Annotated in this window: 14 protein-coding genes; 2 read left to right on the top strand and 12 right to left on the bottom strand. The window is 37.3% G+C overall.

Annotated features, from left to right (window positions below; genetic code table 11):
- Window positions 1–439 precede the first annotated feature (439 nt).
- Complete coding sequence (locus tag WYK_RS24775; RefSeq protein WP_161629097.1) at window positions 440–604, top strand: hypothetical protein; 165 nt, start codon at window positions 440–442, stop codon at window positions 602–604.
- A gap of 278 nt (window positions 605–882) precedes the next feature.
- On the opposite strand, the gene pepF is transcribed toward WYK_RS24775, so the two are convergent.
- The 6 genes from pepF to WYK_RS03430 form a co-directional block, all read right to left on the bottom strand.
- Entirely contained in the window at window positions 883–2,697 is a 1,815-nt protein-coding gene (gene pepF, locus WYK_RS03455) for an oligoendopeptidase F (RefSeq protein WP_040373210.1), read from the bottom strand.
- A gap of 124 nt (window positions 2,698–2,821) precedes the next feature.
- Entirely contained in the window at window positions 2,822–3,991 is a 1,170-nt protein-coding gene (locus tag WYK_RS23170; RefSeq protein WP_051387292.1) for a competence protein CoiA, read from the bottom strand.
- Window positions 3,992–4,078: 87 nt separating this feature from the next.
- Window positions 4,079–5,596, bottom strand: a complete 1,518-nt coding sequence (gene cls / locus WYK_RS03445; RefSeq protein ID WP_040373209.1) for a cardiolipin synthase — start codon at window positions 5,594–5,596, stop codon at window positions 4,079–4,081.
- A 76-nt stretch (window positions 5,597–5,672) separates the two neighbouring features.
- A complete protein-coding gene (gene mecA / locus WYK_RS03440) occupies window positions 5,673–6,341 on the bottom strand; it encodes an adaptor protein MecA (protein WP_040373208.1) in 669 nt (222 codons plus the stop codon).
- A 357-nt stretch (window positions 6,342–6,698) separates the two neighbouring features.
- Window positions 6,699–7,094: a transcriptional regulator SpxA gene (gene spxA, locus WYK_RS03435; protein WP_040373207.1), complete on the bottom strand. Its 396-nt coding sequence runs from the start codon at window positions 7,092–7,094 to the stop codon at window positions 6,699–6,701.
- 366 nt (window positions 7,095–7,460) lie between these two features.
- Complete coding sequence (locus tag WYK_RS03430; RefSeq protein WP_040373206.1) at window positions 7,461–8,045, bottom strand: GNAT family N-acetyltransferase; 585 nt, start codon at window positions 8,043–8,045, stop codon at window positions 7,461–7,463.
- A gap of 95 nt (window positions 8,046–8,140) precedes the next feature.
- On the opposite strand from WYK_RS03430, the gene WYK_RS03425 reads away from it, so the two are divergent.
- A complete protein-coding gene (locus WYK_RS03425; RefSeq protein WP_040373205.1) occupies window positions 8,141–8,326 on the top strand; it encodes a hypothetical protein in 186 nt (61 codons plus the stop codon).
- Between the two features lie 41 nt (window positions 8,327–8,367).
- Here WYK_RS03425 and WYK_RS03420 read toward each other — a convergent pair whose 3' ends face one another.
- From WYK_RS03420 to WYK_RS03395, 6 genes are all read right to left on the bottom strand, one after another.
- Window positions 8,368–9,576: a putative glycoside hydrolase gene (locus tag WYK_RS03420; protein ID WP_040373204.1), complete on the bottom strand. Its 1,209-nt coding sequence runs from the start codon at window positions 9,574–9,576 to the stop codon at window positions 8,368–8,370.
- Between the two features lie 210 nt (window positions 9,577–9,786).
- Window positions 9,787–10,728 (bottom strand): ABC transporter ATP-binding protein, encoded by a 942-nt coding sequence (locus WYK_RS03415; protein ID WP_040373203.1) that lies wholly within the window; start codon window positions 10,726–10,728, stop codon window positions 9,787–9,789.
- A complete protein-coding gene (locus WYK_RS03410) occupies window positions 10,728–11,771 on the bottom strand; it encodes an ABC transporter ATP-binding protein (RefSeq protein WP_040373202.1) in 1,044 nt (347 codons plus the stop codon). The genes WYK_RS03415 and WYK_RS03410 overlap by 1 nt, the downstream gene beginning before the upstream one ends.
- A 16-nt stretch (window positions 11,772–11,787) precedes the next feature.
- Window positions 11,788–12,816, bottom strand: a complete 1,029-nt coding sequence (gene opp3C / locus WYK_RS03405; protein ID WP_040373201.1) for an oligopeptide ABC transporter permease — start codon at window positions 12,814–12,816, stop codon at window positions 11,788–11,790.
- A complete protein-coding gene (gene opp3b / locus WYK_RS03400) occupies window positions 12,816–13,745 on the bottom strand; it encodes an oligopeptide ABC transporter permease (protein WP_040373200.1) in 930 nt (309 codons plus the stop codon). Before opp3b ends, opp3C begins: the two co-directional genes overlap by 1 nt.
- 135 nt (window positions 13,746–13,880) lie before the next feature.
- On the bottom strand, window positions 13,881–15,569 hold the full coding sequence (locus tag WYK_RS03395) for a peptide ABC transporter substrate-binding protein (RefSeq protein ID WP_040373199.1): 1,689 nt from the start codon (window positions 15,567–15,569) through the stop codon (window positions 13,881–13,883).
- Between the last annotated feature and the right edge of the window lie 219 nt (window positions 15,570–15,788).

The raw sequence follows: 15,788 nt of genomic DNA, 5'->3' as shown, positions 1-15,788 counted from the left end.
CAAATTACTTTGCAGGGCTTTTTCTATAAAAACGAACAAAGGGGATGGGAGAAATTTCACAATAAACAAAAGGGGATTTCGTTACATGTGAGTTGTTACAATTTCCACTTTCAATCTTAACAATATACCTAAGCTGCATCAAGTTCTTGATACCAACTTCACAATATTGTCACTTGTAAAACATTGGAATCCCTGAAAATCGCGAGTTTGCAGGGATTCATCTATAAAATACGAACAAAGGGGATGGGAGAAAGTTTTCACGGTCAAACAAAGGGGTATAAGTTTGTTTGTGATAAACTTCACAATATAAATATACCAAGTTTTCAACTACATTTCAAGCAAATGTGATAAGTTTCACAAATTCGTCATATTTACGATTCTAGTTCATTATCCGACGCATATGTTGAATATAATAACATATAAACCGGAGGAACATCGAATGAAAACTACTATTTATACCTGTTTATTTCTGGTAGCTTTATTTCTTCAACTACTTGCTTTTCTAAATGCATTTCCACTATTAATCAGCTCACCCATTCTCTTCATTACCATATTTATCTTACTAACAAAAATCGTCCAACGGAACCGTTTTAAAGGCTTTTAATTCTGGCCGTTAAATAACCACCGATTACGCTTAAATTAAAGCGTCACAAGTTCGTTTTTGTTTTTATGCTTACTTTTTTGTCCATCCTTCCACCTGGATTACCTAAACAGTCCTCATTCGGCCCTTATTGGCTTAAATTCGGCCCGTTCTGTCTTTTATTCGGCCCTTTTCCTAATTTATTCGGTCCTTTTAGCATTACATTCGGCCCTTGGACCTTTTGATACTTATTTTGGACAACCAAAAAGAGGTCGTCATAGTTGACGACCTCTTTTTACGTTTTATGCTAAAAGGGATTCTAATTCAGTTAGTTTTTCTTCAAATACTTTTAGGGCTTCTCGAATTGGGTCGGCTTCTGTCATGTCGACACCTGCTTTTTTCAGCACTTCGATTGGGTAATCTGAGCTGCCTGATTTCAAGAACTCAATATACCGATCTACAGCTGGCTGGCCTTCTTCAACGATTTGTTTGCTTAATGCTGTTGCTGCACTGATTCCGGTCGCATACTGATACACATAATAATTGTAGTAGAAATGAGGAATGCGGGCCCATTCAAGACCGATTTCTTCATCAATGACAATATCATCGCCAAAGTATTTCTTATTCAACTCGTAGTATTCTTCTGTCAGCATATCTGCTGTCAGTGATTCACCATTTTGCGCTTTTTCATGGATAATGTGCTCGAATTCGGCAAACATGGTTTGACGGAAAAGAGTTCCCCGGAAGCCTTCAAGCTGATGGTTCAATAGGTAAATCCGTTTTTTCTCATCTTCTATTGTATTCAGAAGATAATCATTCAACAGATTTTCATTACAGGTTGAGGCTACTTCAGCCACAAATATTGAATAGTTTCCATACGGGTATGGCTGGGTTTTACGTGTATAGTAACTGTGGACGGAATGTCCAAATTCATGGACAAGGGTAAAGAGATTATTGACGTTATTCTGCCAGTTCATTAGGATATATGGATTCGTTCCATATGACCCAGATGAATACGCGCCGCTTCTTTTTCCTTTGTTTTCTTGAACATCAACCCAACGATTATCAAATCCTTCTTGGAGGACATTACGGTATTCTTCTCCAAGCGGTGCAAGACCATTTAATACGTATTCTTTCGCTTCTTCATAGGAAATGTCCATCTTCACTTCTTTGACTAGTGGTGTGAATAAGTCATACATATGAAGCTCATCTAATCCTAGTACTTTTTTACGTAAACTGATATACCGATGTAATAACGGAAGATTTTCATTTACTGTATTCACTAAATTATCATAAACGCTTTCGGGAATATTATTGTTGCTTAACGCAGCTTCGCGAGCTGATTTATAATTATGGACTGCTGCATTAAAGTTATCACTCTTAATTTGTCCTGCTAAGGTACTTGCAAATGTATTACGGAAGCTGCCATATGTTTCGTACACACTCTTAAATGCTTCCTCACGAACTCTGCGATCATCGCTTTCAAGGAAATGGATATATCGGCCATGTGTAATTTCTACCTCATCACCAGATTCATCCTTAATCGTTGGGAATTTAAGATCAGCATTATTAAGCATACCGAAAGTATTGCTTGATGCGTCCATCACTTCTGATGCTTTTGCAAGCAATGCCTCTTGATCCGCTGATAAAACATGCGGGCGCTGCAGGTTAATTTCCTCTAACGCGTGCTTATAGAGTTTAAGCGATTCATTTTCTTCAAGGAATTGTTGAATTTTACTTTCATCAATACTTAATAATTCTGGTACTATGTAAGAAAAAGCACTTGCTGCCTGTGCATATAAAGTTTTTGCCCGATCATCTTTCCCTTGATAAAAGGAATTCGTAGTATCTTGGTCATAACGCATATGAGAATAAGCGTAAAGCTTGCCTAGTTTCTCAAAGACTTCATCTTGAAATTGCAGTGCGACTAACAGCTTTTCTGCACTTTCTCCAAGCGTTCCCTTAAAGGCATCTGCTTTTTGAAGGCTTTCTTTTATAGATGTGAAAGTCGTTTCCCAGTCTTCTTCCGTAGCGAAGATGTCTTCTAAACGCCATGTGTCTTCTGCTGGTACATCTTTTCGAGCTTGTAATGTTTTCACTGTACTTTCTTGCGTCATGTCTATGGTCCTCCTCTAAATATCTTGCTTACTCTTACTATTCTTCTTTTGCATAAGCGATAGTCCTTCTTTACCCCTATGATAGGTGTACTATGTCTATTGTACTCCATTTTCCTGATAAAAATCATTTAGTAAGCTTTAAATATAATGATTTTTCTAAATTTTCTACTTCTATATCATTTTGGGGGATTTGAATCACCTCACAGATAGAATACTGTCCCGCTGTCTCTTCCTTCAGGTACCCTAATTGAACGAGAAGATACAAATATTCTTTAATAATCGCAGTGCAATCCATATCTGGCAGTAAAGCCAGCGATCGAAGTTTAATATCCCCTTTCCTCTGCCGTTTTCGGAAAGCGTAAAGAACATGATTAATGGTTATAAACTCCCCTTTTTCTCTAGTGTACAGAACATCCATATACAGCCACCCTTGCCATTTGACTGCTGGTGTTTCGATTGCCCACATCCCTTTCACAGGCAGTCCGATTTCAAACGGAAGTGTTGCAGGTGAAAGCCTATTATTATAGAGAGCCGCATAATAACGATCTTTTCGATTAATTCTTCTCATACTAAAAAGACTCCAACTTTTTCGTTTAGCGAACCAGGTCTTTAGTAATAGAGGCTCTTTTATAATTGGGAGCGTACAAGGCCTCAGCGACGCTAATTTCACCCTAACGAAGGCAGCGTATGTAGTTCTGGCTGAGAATGGCGTAAGATGCTGTAGAAAGCCCATATGGCCTTTTTCAGGACAGTAGGTAATAATGAGGGGACGTTTAAATGTCTCATTGAGGAACTGCCAGTGAAAAGCTGACAGCATGAATGCATCTGCTTGATTTTTGCGAAGATTTTTTTCTGCTAGTATCCATATTGGGATAACTCCGATTTCCAAATAAAGAGCTGTTCGCTTCACAAAATCTTTTACTGAGATAATGGAGCATTGAAATTCTACTGCGTATACCCCTTTATTCGATGTTACTAGAATATCTGCACGTTGTTTAATATCAGGCAGAAAGGCCTCCAGTTGAGCGGTAATTTGATTCTTTTGCAGCCAATTAAAAAGTTGACGTTTTCCAGTGAGATGGTAGGCGGATTCTGCTTCAGATGAGGCGGTACAGAGAGGATTTTTTTTGTGAGCAAAATGTGGGATCTTCTTATCACCAGCTTTAATAATTAATTCGCTTTCACAACAGGGGCAGTAAAATTCCTGATTATCTTTTACCAATTTCAATGCTTCTCTGGTAATCTTTTCAGGAAGAGTTATTAACGTCCCATCCTGATTTTTTGCGGTTAGCATAGGCATCCTCCTTTTTCTAAAAGAGAATTCGCCAAGCTGCGAAAAAATTCCTTCTAAAAGGCCGAAACAGATTTTCGGCCCTCCATTTTATAATAACGGGGATAACAGCCTGCAAGTGGATTCCATTATCTTATATCTTATTTTCCGCTTAGAAAAGTCATCCAAATGTAATTCGCTTGATACGAGAAGATCATGTAAAAAATCATTAACCAGTCTTTGAGTACTTCTTGTTTGAAACAAAAACGCATTCACTTCAAAGTTTAAATGAAAACTGCGCATATCCATATTGGCTGTTCCGATGGAAGCAATCTCATGATCAACAATGACCAACTTCGAATGCATGAACCCATTTTTGTATTCGAATATTCGGACCCCTGCAGCTAAGAGTTCAGGAAAATAGGATCTGGAAGCGTGAAATACTATACGTTTATCTGGATTTTTTGGAACAAGCAGTCTGACATCCAACCCGCTTAAGGCAGCAATCTTCATAGCTTGAAAAATATCCTCGTCAGGAATAAAGTACGGAGAAGCAATCCAGACCGATTTTTGAGCATTGGTAATCATACAGAAGAAGATGCTTTTAATGATGGCCAGTTCGTTATCCGGACCGCCGGCAATAATCTGCACGCCTCCATGGGTATGTTCATGAGGCATGGACGGGGAAAGGTATTCATCTGTCAGAAAGCTATGATCGGTACTGTAGTACCAGTCCTGAAGGAAAATCAACTGCATTGTCTGAACAGCCTCACCTTTAACCATTAGATGTGTATCTCTCCAAAAACCAAATACCTCATTGCGCCCGAGATATTCGTCACCAATATTCAATCCCCCCATAAAACCTACCGAGCCATCAATCACGATAATTTTACGGTGATTACGAAAGTTGAATTTATTATTTAAAAACGGCAGATGGACAGGACCAAAGGCTACTGTTTCTACTCCAGCATTCTTTAGGTCAGTAATATAGGTATTCGATAATTTCCACGAACCCACTGCATCATACAGAAAGCGAACCTTTATACCTTGCTTTGCTTTTTGAATCAGTACCTTCTTAATTTCCCGCCCAATATGATCATCACGGACAATATAATATTGGATATGTATATGATGCGCTGCCATAGACATTTCTTCTAGGATATGAGAATACGTTTCATCTCCATTGGTGAGAATCTTCGTTTCAGTAGCAAATGAAATCGGACTATTTCCGATTCGTTCAGCTAAATGAAATAATTTGCTCTGATGAATAGTCTCTTCTAATTTCCGTTGATCGTTTGACTTATTCTTACTCTTAGCTTGGACTTGTAAATAGGCTTCTTTATCTAACAAATATTTTTTTCGAAAGATTCGTTCCTTACGATAATTACGCCCAAACAGAAAGTAAAAAATAAAGCCGATAATCGGGAATGCACCAAATACTATCAGCCAGGTTAGTGTTTGAGCTGGGTGTCTGTTTTCAAGGAAGATCAGGATGCCTATCACAAGAAGCGATAAGGATAAAAGAATACTGAAATATCTGAATACTACATCTGTAAAAGAATTATGGAAAATAAACCAAAGACAGAATAAGATTACTAATAATAGCACAACACGAAATGTATTTTTCAAACAGCTCACCTGCCAATCATTTGAAAGAGGTCAATATGAAACAAAAAGCCGACTTCAGACTGAAATCGGCTTTACATTAGGCAAAATATTTATGAACCGTGTTAAACACATCATTTTCAATCACTATTTTTCCGTATTCCTGTAAGATATGAACGGTAATAGGGGATTCATGACTATACTCTAACAGTGTACTCAAAATATTATCGATTTCTTCTTCCTCCGAATCATCTTCTGAGAATGAAATATAGAGATAATATTTATTATTGTATGCATAGAGCTTCGCATTTAGACTATCAAGTCCGCATCGCTTACTCAGTGAAATAACATCTTCAAAGTCATCGAAAGCCGTGATAAACTCAATCATACCATCTTCAAACTGTACTGAACTGAATTCATGCTTCCCTTGAAATTGTTGTTCAAGAAGTGATTCTAGTTTTTCGTCCACCTGCATATCACCAAACTTGTCATCTGCGAGCGGAAGCTCTAGTTTTTGGCCGTCCTTTGTCAACTGAGCTCGAGTAACTAAAACCTCTAGACCTTTTTCAAGTGCTTGTACTTGTATCCACAAAGGTCCTTCCATCGTAAATTCTTCTTCTTGATGCACTTCATCCATCATTTCCCAGAACAATTCTTCACTGCGCTCACGGCTGTACCAAATCTCTTCACGGTCAAAGCCGCGTTCTTCAATATCTATATAAGAAATATAAAATTTAACTGTATCTTCATTAATACGTTCGATCTCCATAATTCCATCTCCCTTCTTTCTCGTTTTGAAGGGATAATTACCCCCGAGCTATAAACGCTCTTATGATATCTTTACCCCCGAAGGAATACTTGTAACCGGCAGCAGGATAAAAATAAACTATTTTCTTTTATTTTATGATAAAACCGTTGAGAAGGGAAATAAAAAACCTCTAGTTGTAAAAAACAATCATTTGCCTAATAGTCCTCCTATATTACAAAATATAGGTATGAGTTGCAACCTCATTTAATTTTACCAGGTTACCTTATTCTATTCAAAACGAGCAGGTTTGCATGAGCTTATTTAGCAAATAAAAAAATAAAAACCCCGCCAAATTTAATGGCAGGGCTTACGCCTATGTTAATTGACCATCCGCTGTGCTTCGCGTAATTGGTAAGTACGAACTTTACGCGGCAGGAACCTTCTAATTTCATCTTCATTATATCCGACTTGAAGTCTTTTTTCATCAAGGATAATTGGACGTCTTAGCAGGCCAGGATTGTCTTTGATAAGCTTATATAATTCCTGAAGGGGCAATAATTCTAGGTTAACATTCAATTTCTGGAATGTTTTAGAACGTGTTGAAATAATTTCATCTGTTCCGTCTTCTGTCATTCGAAGAATTTCTTTAATTTCTTCAATTGACAATGGTTCTGAAAAGATGTTTCTTTCTGTATATCCTATCTCATGCTCTTCCAACCATGCTTTTGCTTTTCTGCATGAGGTACAGCTTGGTGAGGTATATAATGTAACCATGTTACTTCACACTCCCTAAGTATAGAATTGGCAATCTATGATGGGAACTCTATTTTTTATTACTAATATCTAGATTGAAATGATTTTAAATTAGCAATATATATTTATGATTATACACTATATTCAGCGAAATGAATACCCTTTTTAATATTTGCCTACAATCACAGTTAAGCAAGAATTCCTAACACTATTTTTGGCTTTTACCCAGCTGACGAGATTTCGTCAGCTGGGTAAAAAAAAAGGTAATTGAAAAAATCCTGTGTTAATTCTCAATTACCTTTTTTACCACTGTTACAATACAATACTTTTTAATATACCCCTTTTATCTTTCTATAAACCCGTGTTACTAAAAAGTATCTAAATTAATTAGATAGACTTTAGAATATCTTCCTCAGGAGTTGATTTGAGAGTCAATACCTCATCAACGGGCTGATACATTTTTCCATAGAATAGTTTATCTTTATACGTATGAATTCGTTGATAGGTTCTCTTCATATAATTGAGGATTTCCTCTTCCTCAGCTGCATCTAATCGAGGGTTTGGCGCCCAATATAATATTTCCATCGGACTAATTTCATTCGTCGCTAAAGATCTTCTCCGATAAGAAACCCTTGAAGCATGGTTAAAGCCTTCACGTTTGTAGAATTTAAGCCTTCGTGCGGAATCTTTATCATCCTTGTCTATTGGCTCAACCTCTAAAAGAATCGGTTTTTGTTTTTCCTGCAGCATATTAATTAGTTTCTTACCAATTCCTTGACCTCTAGAAGCATTAGACACAAATAAATAATCGATAAAAATATAATCTGTATCTTCGACATACATTAAAACATGGTGTGGGCCTTCATCTTTTTGATAGATATCTCCCTTTTCTTCTAATAAGGTTTCCATATGTTCTTGTGATTTCATTTCATGAATAGGAAAATATTCGTTAAGTTTTTCATACCAGTGCATTGTTAAGTTCCTCTCTTCTGTTGAAATTATCTGTTAAAAAATGGTACATTTATTTACAATAGTATCTAATCATTTTTAATAGTAGGAGGGTTTCCATGATTGGTTATATCGTTGACTTTACTGTAGTCGCAGGTTTAATAATTGGGATCACCGCATTTAACGGCGTGTTACTGAACACCCTCGGTGAAACGTTTTTCGGAGGAAGACGCCGAACGGAAATTGCTGATCACTCCACAGACATACAGGCCGGCTGGAACCAAGTTGGTGGCAGTAAGAAATAATTGACCACAGAAACTCGGGCAGTTTTCCACTGCCCGAACGATCATGGTTTATAATCGACACCCTGTGTGTAATTATTCGCAGCGTTCCATAACAAGTATTCGTTTACGCCATTTTTATTCAAAGCATCAATCTGTGCCTGAACTTCAGACTTCCCATATTTTAAGTAGTTTCCTTTTCCAAGATAGGCTGCAGTAAAATCTTGAAGCCATGGTCTTGAAGTCGGCGGCGTTTTTAATTCTCCTAATTTTTCTTTTTCCAATTTTGCATAAGCTGAAACCAGCTTATATGGTTCTAAATCCGGCTTAGTAATGCCAAAATAAGATGTCCAATGGCTTGGGTAGATCATCGACGAAATAACATCTACATTCTCAGATATTTTAGAGAAGTTTTGGCCAATTCCTGGTGCTTCTGGTAAAGTTGCTGCATATCCGAAGATATCTACAGATACCTTTACATCATATGGTTTTAATTTTTCTCTTGCGTAAGCAACGAAGTCTGTAACTGCCTGTACACGTTTTTGCGTATGATTAGTCGATGTTCCTTTATATTCACCCATAGAATACTTTAGTGAGTCTTCTCTCTTTTCGAAGCCCTCAGGAAAACGAACATAATCAAATTGAATTTCTTGGAAGCCCATTTTCGCAGCTTCTATCGCGACTCCGATATTGTAGTCCCAAACTTCTTTCATAAACGGATTAACAAACGATTCTCCTCGTCCGTTCTTCCAAATTTCCCCGTTATCTACGAAGGACCATTCTGGTTTTTGCTTTGAAAGAATAGAATCTTTAAAGACCACAACTCTTGCTATTGGATAAACTTGTTTCTCTTCAAGCTTACTCAACATCTCTACAGGCTCCGATATGTAATTCTTTGCAATATCAGCATAGGGTGAATCAGGGTCCTCAGGAGTATACGTAATATTCCCCCAATCATCTTTTATATCAATCACCATTGCATTCAGTTCAGTTTTTTCAACATAATTTAGAAGTTTGTCGAATTTCTGTCCTCCTGCAGAATTGCCAGTGAGATATATACCACGGACGGCGTCAGGATATTTAAAGGTAAAATTAGTTTCATATTTAAAACGATCCATTTTATCAGGCAAGACCTTTTTCGTTAACGCAAGCTGACTTGTTTGGTGGCCTGACTTGACCTTACTATCTGTTTCAGCAAGAACGGAGGGGTTGATGGCTGTTAGGGAGCTGGCTAAAGCTACGCTCGAAATCAGCATTTTATTTAGAAATTTCATTCTTTAACTCCTTTCTTTATTGTATAGGATTACCCTACTTACAGAATAAACATGAAACGTTCCCACTTCTTCAGTATTATTTCTTTATTATGTACATCTTACCCGAAAACATCGTCTTCCTTCTATACCACCTGGCTCAGCTTCTTAAGCCTCTTTTTTCGACTTTTTTCGGCAAATTAAAAACGATCTCGTTAAGAGATCGTTTTTAATTTATTTTGTATGAATCGTTTGGTATTGTTTAAACTCTTTTTCCGAACAATAAACGAAATGATCTGGCTTTACTTCACGCATTTGTAAATCTTCACCTTCATCATATTCGTGAATGTTTGGATTGTAAACTTTCCGCTTTCTAATCCGTTCACTATATGGGTCTGGAGCAGGAATGGCTGATAACAATGATTGTGTATATGGATGAATTGGGTTTTTGTATAACTCCTCGCTGCTTGCAAGTTCCACTAATTTACCAAAATACATAACCCCAATACGATCACTGATATATTTAACCATGGAAAGGTCATGTGCAATGAAAAGATACGTTAATCCATGTTCAATTTGCAGTTTTTTAAGTAAATTCACAACTTGAGCTTGGATGGAAACATCTAAAGCAGAAATTGGTTCATCGGCAATAATAAATTCTGGTTGTACTGCTAGTGCACGGGCTATTCCAATTCGCTGACGCTGACCGCCAGAGAATTCATGAGGGTAACGATTGGCATGCTCACGATTCAATCCAACTGTCTCCAGAAGATTTTGAACCTGCTGCATACGATCTTCCTTATTTTTTGCTAGTCCGTGGATATCAATTCCTTCGGCGATAATATCAGCGATCTTTAACCGCGGATTTAATGAAGCATAAGGATCTTGAAAGATCATTTGCATTTTTCGATTAAAATCTTTTAACTGAGCTTTTGATTTCGTACCATGAACATCTTCTCCATTAAAGAAGACTTCTCCATCAGTAGCGTCATATAAACGGATGATTGTCCGACCTGTAGTAGACTTACCACATCCAGATTCACCCACAAGCCCAAGCGTTTCTCCTTTGTAAATATCAAAGGAAATGTCATCGATTGCTTTAACCATACTTGGTTTCCCGGCGTTGAAGTATTGTTTAAGATTTCTAATCTCCACTAATTTTTCACGTTGTTTCATTACTTAACCTCCTGCCATGTCTGGAATTGATCCATTCTTTTTTTCACAGCCAGAGGGGGTTCAACCTTAGGTGCATCTGGATGCAGAAGCCATGTAGCTGCATAGTGTGTTTCTGAAACTTTAAACATTGGCGGCTGCTCTTCAAGATCGATTTGCATGGCGTATTCGTTCCGCGGTGCAAATGCATCCCCAATAGGCGGATGTAACAAGTTGGGAGGTGTTCCCGGTATTGCATACAATTCATCATCTTTCGAATCCAGACTAGGCATAGAACTGATTAGTCCCCACGTATACGGGTGTTTTGGATTATAGAAAATTTCATCAACTGTACCAATCTCTACAATTTTACCACCATACATAACCGCAACACGGTCAGCCACATTCGCGACGACACCAAGATCATGTGTAATAAATATAATTGATGTATCAATTTTCTTTTGTAAGTCTTTCATTAGTTCTAAAATTTGAGCTTGAATCGTTACATCTAATGCTGTAGTTGGTTCATCAGCAATCAACACTTTAGGATTACAGGCAAGAGCAATAGCAATTACCACACGCTGTCTCATTCCGCCTGAAAATTGATGCGGATATTGTCCGAAGCGTTCTTCGGCATTAGGGATTCCCACCAAACGCAGTAAATCCATTGCACGCTCTTTTGCTTCAGCTTTGCTCATATTTTGATGTTTAATAATTGGTTCCATAATTTGCTTGCCGATTTTCATGGTTGGATTTAATGAAGTCATTGGGTCCTGAAAAATCATTGAGATTTCTTTCCCACGAATTTTCTGCATGCTTTTATCACTCAGTTTAGCTAAATCTTTACCATTAAAGAGAATTTCACCGCGTTTAATTTCTGAGTTTCCAGGGGGCAGCAGTCTCATAATGGATTTGGTTGTTACAGATTTCCCTGAGCTGGATTCACCAACAATTGCCAATGTTTCCCCTTTTTTAAGTTCGAAATCCACCCCACGAATAGCTTGTACTTCTCCTGAAAAGGTATGAAATGAAATAGTAAGATCTTTAACTTCTAATATATTTTCCATTATAGTCACCTGCCTTTTAATCACGCATTTTTGGATCGAGTGCATCACGAAGACCGTCTGCAATCATATTAAAACAAATCATAATTAAACTTATAAAAATCGCTGGGTATATGACGATATGTGGATACAGTCTTAATGTTTTGAAACCATCGTCTATTAAGGTACCCAATGAAGCAAGCGGATCTTGGAGGCCAAGTCCGATAAAACTTAAAAATGCTTCGAAAAATATGGCATTTGGTATAGAGAACATCGTATTTATAAGAATAACACCTACCATATTTGGCAGCAGATGTTTAAAGATAATTTTCGCATTTGATGCTCCTAAGGTACGAGAAGCCAAAACAAATTCTTGTTCTTTCATTTTCATGGTTTGTGCTCGAACAACACGTGCCATACTCACCCATCCTGTAAGAGCTAATGCCAATGTTATCGACACGATTCCGGGTTTAAATACTAATATCATTAAAATCACGATAACTAAGTTTGGAATACTAGAAAGAATTTCTGTAAAACGCTGCATATAGTTATCCAGCCTTCCGCCGAAGTAACCTGAAACCGCACCGTATGTGACACCAATCAACATATCAAGAAGAGCCGCTAAAAAAGCAATATAGAGTGAAATCTGCGTGCCTTCACAGACTCTTGTAAATAAATCTCGGCCTAACCCATCTGTTCCAAACCAATAATACTCTTCAATTCCTTTTTGCTCATAAATATCAACTTGCGTACCATTATTTAAGGTTCTCATTCCGTCAAACGGCAACCAGCTGATATTCTCTAAAACAGGTATTCTTGATGGTAGATTATTATGCGGAAGTGTTTGTGTTTTCGCTTCCTTGCCGCTAAAAAGAGGCCCGGTAAATGCAAGAAGAATGACTAAGACAATAACCACCATGCTTACGATAGCTGCCTTATTTTTTCGTACTCTTAACCATGCATCCTGCCAAGCATTCAAACTTGGTTTATCGATTGCTTCACCTAAGGAAGAATCTATAATGGCAGGTGCGAATTTATCTTTGGTTAACTTAATCTGTGAATTCGCCATTATTTTTTACCTCCTGACAATCTAATCCGTGGATCGATAACTCCGTAAAGAATATCAATAACTAAAATAATGATGACGAATAACACAGAAAATAACACAGTCGTTCCCATGATAACCGAGTAATCATTTACTTGTATTGATTTTACGAATTGATCACCGATTCCAGGAATGGCAAAAATCTTTTCAACAACTAGTGAACCTGTCATCATTCCAACCGCTAGGGGGCCAATTACCGTTATAACCGGAATCAAAGCATTTCTCAGACCATGTTTAAAAGCAATTTCAAAATAATTTGCACCTTTAGCTTTAGCCAATGTTATATAATCAGAGCCCAATACATCAATCATCTCTGTCCGAATAAATCTTGCTGTAATTGCAATTGGGAACATCGATAGTGCAATCGTTGGCATAATACTGTATTCCCAACCCTTCCAGAACAGTACTGGAAGCCAACCCATTTTTACTCCGATATAATATTGAAGGAGACCCGCAAAGACAAAGTTGGGTATTGATTTACCAAGGACTGCGATAAACGTAGAACCATAATCAACCCACGTATTTTGTTTTAACGCTCCAATTACACCGAGAAAAATTCCAATAATGGTTCCAAAAAACATAGCTTGGAAGCCGAGCTGCATCGATGGACCAATTCTAGACGTTAGCAGTTCTGTCACTGGTACATTATTAAACTGGAAAGAGGTTCCTAGGTCACCCTGTACGACATTCCCCATATATTTTGCATACTGTACCATTAATGGCTCGTCCAGTCCGTATTTTTCCTTCATTATTGTCAATTGCTCTGGCTGTAATTTACTTGCGCTAGCAAATGGAGTCCCAGGAATCAACTTCATTAAAAAGAAGGTCAATGAAATAATCACAAATAAAGTGATAATCATATAAAAAGCTCGTTTCAAGAGATATTTCGCCATTTGTGCACCTCCTATAATGAATATTCAATATCTTTAGAAAATTTGTAAAAAAGGGAAAAAGAGAGTATACGTTACTATACTCTCTTTCCATTTTCTGGTTTATTAAATACTAGAAATGAAAACCCTTATGTGATTTTATTCAACTGTTACCCATTTGTAGCAGTAATCAGGACCATATTGGTACGTTGCAATGTTTTTAACCTTAGGATTAATAAGGAAATTTTCTGCACGTTGATAAATCGGTGCAATTGCATAGTCATCCTGAAGTAAAATTCTTTCAGCTTCTTGTAGTGCTTCAAAGTTTGCCTTTGGATCTGTTGCAAGTTCAGTTTGAGCATCTTTAATTAATTTATCGTATTTTTTATTAGAATACGCCATTCTATTACTTCCGCCATCAGTTACCCAAAGGTCAGCAAATGAAATCGCATCGCCATAGTCAGGTCCCCATCCAGCAGCTTGTAGATCATAATCCATTGAATTATCACGTTCTAAACGAACAGCGAAAGGAACACTTTCTAAATCAACAGTTAAGCCAGGTAGATTTTTCTCTAACTGATTTTTCATGTAAGAATCGATTTTCTTAGAAGCTTCTGTATCGCCGCCAAGGTATCTAATAGTTAATTTATCCACACCTAGTTCTTTCAAGCCTGCTTTCCAAGCCTTTTGTGCTTCTTCTAAATTATAAGTAATCAAATCGCCGTTTTTCTCACGGAAATCTACACCATCAAGGTTAACAAAGTTTTGCGGTACCATGTAGTTAGCCGGAACGGATGCATTGTTTAAAATGCTTGCAGCTAAATCATCTTTGTTAAACCCTTGCGCAATTGCCTTACGGATATTTAAGTTTTTAAGTGCGTCATTTTTCTGATTCATTTTTAACCAGAAAACGCTTGCTGATAATTCACTAAACATACGCTCATCGCCCTCATATGTTGGAACTAAATCAGAAGAAAGTAATCCTGTAACATCTGTATCACCTGACTCAAATGCATTAACCTGTGCACCAGAATCTTTAACAACATTTACTGTGATCTTTTTCAGGCTTACTGAGTCAGCATCCCAATAAGTATCGTTCTTTTCTAAAACCCACTCAGCACCTGCTGGTCCATCCCATGCAGTCATTGTGAATGGTCCGTTGTAGATCATATTTTCAGCGTTGCTAGCATATTTATCGCCTTTTTCAGTTACAAATTTTTCATTTTGCGGGTAGAAAGTTGGGAAAGCAAAAACGTCAGCCGCATATGGAAATGCTTTTTCTAGTGTTACTTCTAGAGTTTTATCATCTTTCGCAACTACGCCTAACGTATTTAAATCATAATCCTTTTTCTTAGCCGCAGCATTTGTGATTTCTTGTGCGCCTTTGATTTTGCCGTTCATCATGTATGGGCCATATGGTGAAGCGGTTTTTGGATCAATTGCACGCTGCCAAGCAAACACAAAATCTTGAGCAGTAACAGGCTCACCATTTGACCATTTAGCATCTCTTAATTTAAATGTATAAACAGTTTTATCTTCATTAGTAGTCGGCTCACCGTCAGCTAATGCCGGAACTGCCTTACCTTCCTGATCTAGACGATAAAGTCCTTCTCCTACATTATTTATGTAAGTAAAGCTTGTAGATCCTTCTGCTAAGACTGTATCCATCGTTGGAATTTCTGATGAGTCAAGGACTTTAATTTCTTGCGCTGATTCAGTCTTTGTCGTTTTTTCGCCTTCATCTTTTGTTCCAGACGACTTGTCCGTATCTTTTCCTCCACATGCTGCGAGGAATATACTCAACACAAGAGTTAGTACCAAAAGCAGTGAAAATTTAGAATTTTTCAATTACATGACACCCCTTTTTCTTTTTTTAGTTCATAAATATTATTATACAATTTTTCAGACTTTTGTATATATACTTTTTCAAAAAAGTTTAATAAATTTAAAAAATAGTAAACTATTCTAAGAATTCATAAGTTTGTAGCCCTTATTTAGTCCTTTTATCGCTTTAACGGAGTTTAGCGTTAAAGTTAAGTAGGACTATTGTTTTATGTTCAGGATCGG

Origin of the sequence: Peribacillus psychrosaccharolyticus ATCC 23296, from assembly GCF_000305495.1 — a bacterium.
Classification (GTDB): Bacteria; Bacillota; Bacilli; order Bacillales; family DSM-1321; genus Peribacillus; species Peribacillus psychrosaccharolyticus.
The sequence above is the reverse complement of the archived record's forward strand: the minus strand, read 5'-3'. Positions and strand labels throughout refer to the sequence as shown.